Source organism: Streptomyces sp. NPDC033216 (assembly GCF_055577115.1).
In genome coordinates, this window is the sequence record NZ_JBVIQK010000004.1 from 197,464 (window position 1) to 207,614 (window position 10,151).

Annotated in this window: 8 protein-coding genes; 5 read left to right on the forward strand and 3 right to left on the reverse strand. The window is 72.9% G+C overall.

The features are described from left to right. The first annotated feature begins 35 nt into the window (after nt 1-35). Entirely contained in the window at nt 36-1,490 is a 1,455-nt protein-coding gene (locus ACZ5Y0_RS10350) for an MFS transporter (protein WP_469128208.1), read from the forward strand. A gap of 447 nt (nt 1,491-1,937) precedes the next feature. After that, the gene (locus ACZ5Y0_RS10355; RefSeq protein ID WP_469128209.1) at nt 1,938-3,383 is read left to right on the forward strand and encodes a glyceraldehyde-3-phosphate dehydrogenase; all 1,446 of its coding nucleotides are present in this window, start codon (nt 1,938-1,940) and stop codon (nt 3,381-3,383) included. A 603-nt stretch (nt 3,384-3,986) separates the two neighbouring features. On the opposite strand, the gene ACZ5Y0_RS10360 is transcribed toward ACZ5Y0_RS10355, so the two are convergent. After that, a complete protein-coding gene (locus tag ACZ5Y0_RS10360) occupies nt 3,987-4,838 on the reverse strand; it encodes an LLM class flavin-dependent oxidoreductase (protein WP_469128210.1) in 852 nt (283 codons plus the stop codon). 367 nt (nt 4,839-5,205) lie between these two features. Here ACZ5Y0_RS10360 and ACZ5Y0_RS10365 point away from each other — a divergent pair, with 367 nt between their 5' ends. Together ACZ5Y0_RS10365 and ACZ5Y0_RS10370 are read left to right on the forward strand one after the other, a co-directional pair. Continuing rightward, the gene (locus tag ACZ5Y0_RS10365) at nt 5,206-5,784 is read left to right on the forward strand and encodes a hypothetical protein (protein ID WP_469128211.1); all 579 of its coding nucleotides are present in this window, start codon (nt 5,206-5,208) and stop codon (nt 5,782-5,784) included. Nucleotides 5,785-5,913: 129 nt separating this feature from the next. Then, nucleotides 5,914-6,459, forward strand: coding sequence for a hypothetical protein (locus ACZ5Y0_RS10370; protein WP_469128212.1), 546 nt, complete (start codon nt 5,914-5,916; stop codon nt 6,457-6,459). Between the two features lie 54 nt (nt 6,460-6,513). On the opposite strand, the gene ACZ5Y0_RS10375 is transcribed toward ACZ5Y0_RS10370, so the two are convergent. Further along, nucleotides 6,514-7,767 (reverse strand): MFS transporter, encoded by a 1,254-nt coding sequence (locus tag ACZ5Y0_RS10375; protein ID WP_469128213.1) that lies wholly within the window; start codon nt 7,765-7,767, stop codon nt 6,514-6,516. A 390-nt stretch (nt 7,768-8,157) separates the two neighbouring features. Beyond that, on the reverse strand, nt 8,158-8,721 hold the full coding sequence (locus ACZ5Y0_RS10380; RefSeq protein WP_469128214.1) for a hemerythrin domain-containing protein: 564 nt from the start codon (nt 8,719-8,721) through the stop codon (nt 8,158-8,160). Between the two features lie 410 nt (nt 8,722-9,131). On the opposite strand from ACZ5Y0_RS10380, the gene ACZ5Y0_RS10385 reads away from it, so the two are divergent. Next, a complete protein-coding gene (locus ACZ5Y0_RS10385) occupies nt 9,132-10,121 on the forward strand; it encodes an NAD-dependent epimerase/dehydratase family protein (protein WP_469128215.1) in 990 nt (329 codons plus the stop codon). Nucleotides 10,122-10,151: the final 30 nt, after the last annotated feature.

Genomic DNA, 10,151 nt, shown 5'->3' on the forward strand with positions numbered 1-10,151 from the left:
AACCCGTCCCGACCTCCCGAGGAGAGAGCCCGACCATGCCCGTCCCCCAGCCCGTCCTCGACGGACCCCCCGTCGCCGCCCCCGCCGGAGAGCGACGGCGCGTGCCGCTGTGGCTCACCGTCGTCGCCGCCAGCGTGCCCATGTTCATGGTCGCGCTCGACAACCTCGTCGTGTCCACGGCGCTGCACACCCTGGCCGTCGACCTGCGGGCCGACACCCAGGAACTCCAGTGGTTCGTCAACGCCTACGTCCTCAGCTTCGCCTGCCTGCTCATGACGGGCGCCGCGCTCGGTGACCGGTTCGGGCGGCGCATGGTCTTCGTGGTCGGCATCGCCCTGTTCACCCTCGCCTCCGTCGGCTGCGGCCTGGCCGACACCAGCGCCCAGCTGATCGCCTTCCGCGCGGTCCAGGGTCTCGGCGCGGCGGCTGTGATGCCGCTGTCGCTGACCCTGCTGTCCCAGGCGGTGCCCGAGCGGCTGCGGGGCATGGCTCTGGGGGTGTGGTCCGGCGTGAGCGGACTCGCCGTCGCGATGGGCCCGGTGGTGGGTGGCGCGGTGGTCGAGGGACTGGACTGGCGGTGGATCTTCTGGATCAACGTGCCGGTGTGCCTGATCGCGATTCCGCTCGTGCTGTTCGCCCTGCGGGAGAGTTCCCTGCCCGCCGCCCGCCTCGACCTGGTCGGCATGGTCCTCGCGGCGGCCGGGCTGTGCGCCGTGGTGTGGGCGATCGTGCACGGCGAGCCGGACGGCTGGACCTCGGCCACGGTGCTGGGCGCGTTCGCGGCCGGCCTGGCGCTGTTGGCCGCCTTCGTGGCCTGGGAGGCCCGCGTTCCGCAGCCGATGCTGCCGCTGTCCTTCTACCGGGTGCGCGCGTTCACCCTCACCAACCTCGTCTCGGCGGCGATGTACTTCGGCGTCTTCGGCTCTCTGTTCCTGCTGGCCCAGTACCTCCAGATCGTGCCGCCGCGCACCCCGCTGGAGGCCGGGGTGCGCACCCTGCCCTGGACCCTCATGCCGATGTTCGTCGCCCCCGTGGCCGGGCTGCTCATCGACAAGGTCGGCGGCGGCCGGCTGATGGCCCTCGGACTGTTCCTCCAAGGCGTCGGTCTGGGCTGGAGCAACCTCCTGACCGGCATCGACACCGCCTACTCCGCCCTGGTCGCGCCGATGGTCGTGGCCGGCGTCGGCATGGGCTTCGTGTTCGCGCCCACGGCCGCGGTCGTCCTCGGATCGGTCCCGGCGGAGCACGCGGGCAAGGCGTCCGGAGCCAACACCACGGTCCGCGAGATCGGCGGCGCGCTCGGCATCGCCGTACTGAGCACGGTGTTCGTGGCGCAAGGCGGCATGCGGGAGCCGCAGGAGTTCGTCGACGGGCTGCGCCCGGCGGTGTGGGTCGGTGTCGCCGTGGTGTTCCTGGGGGCGCTGTGCGCCCTGGGGATCCCGCGTCGGCCGCGCGCCGAGGCCAGGGCCGGAGCCGCCGAAGAGGCGTGAGGGCGCGTCAGGCTCGACCGCCGGCTCGCCGTACGCCCAGCCCCTGGACTTCGCCGCCCGCATCCGCCTCGGCCCCCGTCGCCGTCCGTAGCGGCCGACCCTCGAAGACCCCGCAGGGGCGGGCGACGGAACGCGGGGAGCAGGTCCCCGGGAGGGGGCCACGCCGTGGATGCCGGCGCCCGCGTTCCCGCGCGTCGGCCTTCTCGGTCCCCCCAGGCAGGCGCAGGTCCCGGGGCGCGTGCGGCCCGCGGGGCGACGGCCGCACAGGCCCGGCGCCGACGGTGGCGACCGCCCGGCCGGTCACGGCGACCTCGCCGGACCGGGCGCGGGAAGGCGGGGCGCCGGCCGGCTCGGGAGCGTCGCACTCACCTGAGCCGGGGGCCGCTTGAATGATCGACACAGGAGGTGGTTAGCATATGAGCGCCACCTAGCTCGAAAGAGAATCCTGTGACTGTCAACGACGACTCGTTCACCAACTGGAAGAACCGCGAGGAGATCGCGGAGTCGATGATCCCGATGATCGGGAAGCTCCACCGGGAGCGGGACGTCACCGTCCTGCTGCACAGCCGCTCCCTGGTGAACAAGTCGGTGGTGAGCATCCTCAAGACCCACCGCTTCGCCCGGCAGATAGCCGGTGAGGAACTCTCGGTCACCGAGACCCTGCCGTTCCTCCAGGCCCTCACCGCGCTCGACCTCGGCCCGTCCCAGATCGACATCGGCCTGCTCGCGGAGCACTACCGGTCGGACGACCACGGCCTGTCGGTGCCCGAGTTCACCGCCGAGGCCGTCGCCGGCGCCACCGGCGCCCACAAGATCGAACGCAGCGAGCCGCGCGACGTCGTGCTGTACGGCTTCGGCCGCATCGGCCGTCTCGTCGCCCGCCTGCTCATCGAGAAGTCCGGGTCCGGCAACGGCCTGCGGCTGCGCGCCGTCGTCGTGCGCGGGGGCGGCGAGCAGGACCTCGTCAAGCGGGCGTCACTGCTGCGCCGCGACTCCGTCCACGGTCAGTTCCAGGGCACGATCACCGTCGACGAGGCCAACAGCACGATCGTCGCCAACGGCAACGAGATCAAGGTGATCTACGCCGACGACCCGAGCGAGGTCGACTACACGGCGTACGGCATCACCGACGCGATCCTCATCGACAACACCGGCAAGTGGCGCGACCGCGAAGGGCTCTCGAAACACCTGCGTCCGGGCATCGACAAGGTCGTGCTGACCGCGCCCGGCAAGGGAGACGTCCCCAACATCGTGCACGGCGTCAACCACGACACGATCAAGCCGGACGAGCGGATCCTGTCCTGCGCGTCCTGCACCACCAACGCGATCGTCCCGCCGCTGAAGGCGATGGCCGACGAGTACGGCGTGCTGCGTGGCCATGTGGAGACGGTCCACTCGTTCACCAACGACCAGAACCTGCTGGACAACTACCACAAGTCCGACCGCCGGGGCCGTTCCGCGCCGCTCAACATGGTGATCACCGAGACGGGCGCCGCCTCCGCCGTCGCCAAGGCACTGCCCGACCTCGAGGCGCGGATCACCGGCAGCTCGATCCGGGTGCCGGTACCGGACGTGTCGATCGCGATCCTCAACCTCCAGTTGGCCCGTGAGGCCGACCGCGAGGAGGTCCTCGACTACCTGCGCGACGTGTCGCTCACCTCGCCGCTGAAGCGTCAGATCGACTTCATCAGCGCCCCCGACGCGGTCTCCAGCGACTTCATCGGCTCACGCCACGCCTCGATCGTCGACGCCGGTGCCCTGAAGGTGGAGGGCGACAACGCGATCCTCTACCTCTGGTACGACAACGAGTTCGGCTACTCCTGCCAGGTCGTCCGCGTCGTCCAGCACGTGTCGGGCGTCGAGTACCCGACGTTCCCGGCACCGCGCGCCTGAGCCGCGGTCCGGCCCGGTCCCGCCGGGCCGGACGCGGCGGTGCGCCCCGAGCTTTCAGGCCGAGGCCGACGACGGGCGGCCCGGCCCAGTGGGTGGGGAAGACGCCGGGGCGGTCGGTGCGGCGGCAGCTGTGCGCGCCGGAGCAGCCGCGCCGGCCCTGGAGCAGGGCGGCGGGCGGTGCGGCCGGCGCGCGGGGTGTCGTAGGGCGTCTGGGCCGCGGAGAACGCGGGGACCGCGATGCCCCGGCGGGCCGCGGAGGTCACGTGTCCCGCCAGGGCACCTGGGCGTCGGTGCCCTGGCGCGCACGGCCCCTCGTGCCCCCAGATGCGGCTGGGCGGCCCGATCCTCTCGATGGCTGGCGGGGCCGGCCGGCGCCGAGGCGGAGCGCCCGGAGCCGACGGGCGCGGGAGCGAGCGGGCATGACGGCGGAGAGCGCGGAGCGAGCGGGCATGACGGCGGAGGGCCCTGGCCGACCCGAGCCCGTTGCCGGCAACCCCGAAGCCGGCGGGCGCGTTGTCGCGAGCCCGGAGCCGGTCCGAGCCGGGAGCCGGCGAGCGCCGGCCGCTCTCCCGGAGCGGTCCGGGAGAGCGGCCGTTCGCGCTGTCAGTTCATCGCGTCCGCGATGCGGTCGATCTGGTCCGGGTCCGAGGTCCAGCAGTAGAACATCAGCTCGTCGGTGCCGATGTCGGCGAAGGCGGCCGCCGTCTCCCGGACGGCGTGGACGGTGGTGAGCATGCCGTCGACCATGTAGTCGGCGCGTCCGGTGAAGGCGTAGTAATCGCGCATCTGACGGCGGGCCCGGTCCACCGTGTCGTCCGGGCCGAGGGCGATGTTCACCTGGGCGAGCAGGCGGGGGCTGCCGGAGCGGTCCCACTTCTTCCACGCGGCTTCGACGGCCCGGAACATGCCGGTCATGTGGTGCGGCGGCAGCGCGGCACCGAGGAAGCCGTCACCGAACCTGCCGACGCGGTCGAGCGCGGCCGGGGCGAAGCCGCCGAACAGCACCTCCGGCCCGCCGGGGCGGGCGGGCAGCGGACCGATGGGGCCGACGCCGTCGCCGTACGGCTCGCCGGACCAGGTGCGGCGCAGCAGGGTCATCTGTTCGTCGAGGCGGCGGCCCCGGCGGTGGAGGTCGACGCCGGCGGCCCGGCAGTCGTCCTCACGGCCGCCGACGCCGATGCCGAGCGTGAAGCGGCCGCCCGACAGACGGTCGAGGGTCGCCGTCTGCTTGGCGAGCAGGGCCGTGCCGTGCAGAGGCGCGAGCAGCACCTCGGTCTGGACGCGGACGCGGGACGTGGCGCCGGCGAGCAGGGCGAGGGTCACGAGGGGCTCGGGGTTGTCGTAGGCGAGCCGGTCGAGCAGGCCGATGGTGCTGAACGGGCCCGCGTCGGCGCGCCGCGCCCAGTGCGTGAGCCGGGCGGGGTCGTCGATGGGCAGGCCGAGGCCGAACTTCATGGGAACGCTCCTCAGGAGGGCAGGCCGAATACCGGTGCCGCCCCTCCGTGGCTCCGCGCGGCGACGCGCGGGCTCGCTCCCGTTCTGCGGCGTGATTCGAGAGAGCGTCGTTCTGTTCGAAGTGGGCCGAAGGTAGCGCGGCGGTTCGCGTCCGGGCAACGCCTTTCCCCTCAGCCGCGACGGCCACCGTCTGCCCGGGCGACACAATTCACCGGGCGAGGTGGACGTCCCGGGTTGCTGACCAGCTGGTGAACGCCCCGGGCGAGCGGTTCACCGGTGGCTTGCCCTGGGCATGTTCGTCTGCGGGGCGGCCGTCGCCGTGCGGTTGCCGCCCGCTCGGGGCGGGCGACGCACAAGGGGGAGATGCGTGAGTTGGACGACTGAGGAGTTCGGGGAGTCCCACGAGGGCATCGCGGGCGCGGTCCTGGCCGACGGCAGCGAACCCAAACCGGTGTATCTGGACTTCGGCAGCAGCGCCGACGGCGTGGTGGAGACCAGCGAGTGGTGGGCCTACGACGGGAGGCTGCGCCGCCCGAGAGCGGCCGGCTTCCGCGCGGCCTGCGCGTGCGGGTGGCGGGGCGAGACCCACCCGATCGTCGGGGTGTGGGTGCCGGACGGCCGACTGTACGACCTGGACGTGTCCGGCGCGCGCAGCGACTGGCGGGTGCACATCCGTGCCGTCGAACGCCGGACCGTGCCGCTTCCCGAGCAGCTCACGTACCTGATCCACCAACTGGAGGAACAGCTGACCTCGCTGAGCGAGCGGGCCCCGGTGGCGGCCCTCAAGGCCGTGACCACGCTGGAACGGCTGCTTCCCGACATCGGGCAGGAGGCGGCTCAGGCGGTGCGCGACGACGACCTGTCCTGGGAGTCCGTCGGCACGGCGCTGGGCGTCAGCCCGGACCGGGCCCGTTCCCTGCTCACCCGCTACCTGCTGCGCCACTGACCACGAGGTCGAGTGCTCACTGTGGCAGAAGCCACGCCGTCCCGGGGGGCCCGGCCATGTCCTGGCGAGGGGGACGCGGGCTACGGTTTCCCCGGTCCCTTCCCTCGTACGCAGCTCGGACGGCCATCAGTGCGCGCAGACCTCTCCCCTCTCATAGCGGCGACCGCCCAGTGGCTGACGCGGGCCTACCCGGCCTGCGGCGGCGCGCTCGCGTCCGCCCTGTGCGAGGTGCAGGCCCGCCAGGCGGTGACCGTCGCGGCATGGCTGCGCTATCCGACGGTGATGGACGCCGCGCTGGTCGGCATGGCGGGGCCGGGCGGCTCGGCGAGGCTGGACTGGATCAGCGGCACGGAGGCGGGCGGTACGGGCCCGGACAGTACGGGGGCCGACGGCGGTACGGATGCCTGGCGCAGCTGGGTGGACGAGGTGGTGGCGAGCTGGGCGGCCTGCCTGCTCGCCGACCCGGAGCTGGCCTCGCTGGCGGTCGTCGGCCTGGACGGCGGGGATCACACGACGGGCGTACCGCTGGAGTTCCGCCGCCTGCTCGCTCCGGACGCCCACGACCGCGAGGCGGCGGCCCTCCTGCGCCACCCCGATCTCCTCGCCCCCCTGACCGACCTGCACGGCACGCAACTGATGGAGCTGCTGGGACCTGGGCGGGCGCTGATCGCCTGAGAGCGGTCGGCGCCCCGGCCGACGCCCCGGCACGGTCCGCCCTGGGGCGTCCCCTCAGGCAGCCGTCCCCAGTGCCTCGCGGCCCGGGATCTCCTCCCCCGGCCTCGTCGGGAGCCGCACCGGTCGTGGCGTGCGGCGGGTGCGGCGGGTGCGCAGGGCGTGGCCGGCCGTGATGCCGGCCGCGACGATGATGCCGCCGGTCACCAGGGCGCCGCGGGGGCCCGCGAGTTCCATCAGCAGGCCCAGGGCCGGCGGTCCGCCGAGGCTCCACACGGTGCCGATGCTGCTCCACACGCCCAGTACGCGTCCCCGCAGGTGAGAGGGCGGGTCGGTCTGGAGAACCGCGGTTCCGGCCGTGTCGGAGACGGACTCGACGACGGCCATGGGGAGCACGAGCACCAGCAGGACGGCCAGCGAGGGTGACAGCCCGGCCACCACCTGGAGCAGCGCGCCCGCCGCCGCGAGGGTGCCCACGACGCGGACCGAGGGCCGGCGCAGCCGGGCGCCCAGCACGGCCCCCAGGATGCCGCCGACGGCGAGGACGGTCGAGACCGTGCCGAAGGCGCCCGGCCCTCCGGCCAGCGGGCCGGTGACGAGCACCGCGAGGGTGAGTCCGTAGTTCCGGCCGAAGACGGCGCTGAGGCCGGTGATTGCGGCGAGGGCGACCAGGCGGGGTCGGCGGGCGAAGAAGGCCAGTCCTTCGCGGATGGTCATGTCGTCGCTTCTCCCGCCGCGGGGACCGGCGGCGCGTGCGGCGGCGCCGGCCGCCGGGCGCAGGAACGGGACGACCGCGGTGACGAAGAGGAAGGACAGCCCGTTGGCCGCGTAGGCGGCGGCAGTGCCGAGGAAGCCCACCGTGACACCGGCCAGCGCCGCACCCGCGAGCCGGCCGGCGTTGTGGACCAGCGCGCCCACGCCGATCGCGGAGGGCACGTCCTCCTCCGGCACGAGGTCGTTGCCGAGCAGGGCACAGGCAGGGCCGTCGACGGTGGCGACGGTGCCGGTCACGGCGGCCAGCACCATCAGGGAGGTCATGTCGAGCATGTCCAGGGCGACGAGTACGGCCGTGGTGAAGGCGACCGTACCCAGCAGTGCCTGGCTGACGGCGGCCGTCACCCTGCGCGGCCAGCGGTCGACGGCGGCGCCGCCCAGGAGGCTCATGAACAGCGCGGGGGCGGCCTGCACGGACATGGACAGACCGGTGGCGGCGGCGGACCCGGTGATCTGAAGGACGAGCAGGTTCTGGACGGTGAGCTGCATCCAGGTGCCGGCGTTGGAAACGAAGTTCGCGACGGACCACCAGCGCATGCCGCGGTGCCTCAGGGACCGCCACGGCGAACGTGAGGCGCTCCGGCAGGGGGCGCCGGGGACAGGGGTGGGCGCGGAGACGGACGGGGAGGACACAGTGCGGTACCCGATGGTGCGAGGGGGAGGTCACGGAGCGGCGGAACCGGGGAACACCGGCTGCGCTGCGCGGCCACTCCACCTGATCGGTTACGGCGCGGACCATCGTGGCAGACGGGACGGGCGCGTCGACGCGGGACCGCCGCGCCGTGGTGCCTTCGGGAGGCCAAACAGGCCTGCCTGTCCGATACTTGACGCGCCAAGTGTGGTTGCTCACAGGCGTCGGTGAACATGCCGCCGGGTCCGTCGCCGTCGGCGACGGACCCGGCACCGCGTGCTCGGGCGTCCGGGGCGTCAGCCCTTCTTGCCCCGCCCGCTCAGCGCGTCACGCACCCGGTCGACCAGGCCTGCTCCCGGTGCCAGGATCTTGTTGGCGGGCGGCTTGTCCGGGGCCGACGGATGGGGACGCGTCGGGGCGGTCTTCTTCGCCATGCGGACCTTGTCGCCCAGGTCGTCGAGGGCGTCCGAGGGACAGGCCGCGCGCAGCCGCGGGAAGAGGTTGCCTTCTTCGTCGGCGACGTGCTCCCGGATCTCACGCATCAGCATGCCGACGAGCCGGTCGAACTCCGGGTCGTCCGCCTCGCAGCCCTCCAGGTCCTTCATGATCTGTTCGGCCTCGGCGTGGTCCCGCAGTTCCTTGTCGGCCAGCGTGTCCCCACCCGTCACGTGCTCGCGCACCGCCGGGTAGAGGTAGGCCTCCTCGGCCACCGAGTGCCTGACCAGCTCCATCGTGACCTGGTCGGCGTACATCTTGCGGTCCTTGTTGCCGGACGGCAGCGCCTCGATCCTGCCGAACAGCTCCTCGACCTCACGATGATCGGTCATCAGCTCGTCGATGACGTTCCCACCATGACCCATGTCCTTCGCCTCCAGCCTCGGCACAGCGGCCCCTGGACGGGGACCCGCCTCGGCCCGAGTGCCCCGCGCCTCTGGGCCGACACGGGTCCGATCGGGTGACGCCGGGGGCAGGCGTGACGTCGCCCGAGGCAAGGTGGGTGGTGCCGCCGGGACAGGCGATGCGGCTGGTGCCGCCGCGCCGCAGTCGCGGGACAGTCGGTCCCTCCGCACAATAGGGATCAACGTCTGAAAGCTACTGGCACGAGAACTCCGAGCCAGTGCCGTCGGGAAAACGGCGGCCGACCAGGGCGGCACCGCTGCGCGGCGCTCCGCGCGTCCTGCTCCTTCACCCCTCCCCACACTCCCGTGCCGCACCGGATCAGTGCGCCGACCTCGGTCTGGCGCTTCCGGACGCGACTGAAGGACGTCCCATGAATGATGCGACCCCCAGCCCGCCCTGGCGCCGTGCCGTGGTGACCGGCGGCGCCGGCTTCCTCGGCAGTCACCTCTGCGAGCGGCTGTTGGCTTCAGGTACCGAAGTCGACTGCGCGGACAACCTGGTGTCCGGTTCACGGGCGAACATCGTCCATCTCGAGGGGCACCCCGGCTTCCGGTTCGTCGAGTGCGACGTGTCCGCGCCGGACTGTCCGGAGCGCCTGGAAGGGCCGTACGACCTGGTCCTGCACTTCGCGTGTCCGGCCTCACCGGCCGACTATCTGCGGCTGCCGCTGGAGACTCTCGACGTGGGCAGTCTGGGCACCCGCAACATGCTGGCCGTCACGGAACGTGACCGGGCCAGGTTCCTGCTCGCCTCGACGTCCGAGGTGTACGGCGATCCCCTGGAGCACCCGCAGCGCGAGGACTACTGGGGCAACGTCAATCCCGTCGGGCCGCGGAGCGTGTACGACGAGGCCAAGCGCTTCTCGGAGGCGCTGGTCACGGCCCATGTCCGGGCCCGGAACACCGACGCCGGCATCGTCCGGCTGTTCAACACCTACGGGCCGCGGATGCGGGCCCACGACGGGCGTGCGGTCCCCACCTTCGTGTGTCAGGCGCTGGCCGGTGAGCCGCTGACGGTGGCGGGCGACGGCGCTCAGACGCGGTCGCTGTGCTACGTCGACGACACGGTCGACGGGGTCCTGCTGGTGGCCGCGAGCCACTCGGTGCGACCGGTCAACATCGGCGGAACCGACGAGGTCGCGGTGCGGGACATCGCGCGCCGGGTGGTGGAGCTGACGGGATCGGGCTCGCGGATCGAGTTCGTCGACCGTCCCGTCGACGATCCCCAGCGGCGTCGCCCGGACACGACGCTGGCCCGGGAGCTGCTGGGCTGGGCCCCGAGGATGCCCTGGGAGGAGGGCATCAAGCACACGATCGCCTACTTCGCCGCGACCCAGCCGACGCGGGAGCCGCAGCTCTGAGACTCGTCCCCCACCCCCGCCACGGAGGCA

Bases quoted from the DNA above. Each gene is read 5' to 3' on its own strand.
- ACZ5Y0_RS10385 (WP_469128215.1), top strand. From the start codon at position 9,132: ATGAATGATGCGACCCCCAGCCCGCCCTGGCGCCGTGCCGTGGTGACC.
- ACZ5Y0_RS10375 (WP_469128213.1), bottom strand. From the start codon at position 7,767: ATGCGCTGGTGGTCCGTCGCGAACTTCGTTTCCAACGCCGGCACCTGG.
- ACZ5Y0_RS10360 (WP_469128210.1), bottom strand. From the start codon at position 4,838: ATGAAGTTCGGCCTCGGCCTGCCCATCGACGACCCCGCCCGGCTCACG.
- ACZ5Y0_RS10350 (WP_469128208.1), top strand. From the start codon at position 36: ATGCCCGTCCCCCAGCCCGTCCTCGACGGACCCCCCGTCGCCGCCCCC.
- ACZ5Y0_RS10380 (WP_469128214.1), bottom strand. From the start codon at position 8,721: ATGGGTCATGGTGGGAACGTCATCGACGAGCTGATGACCGATCATCGT.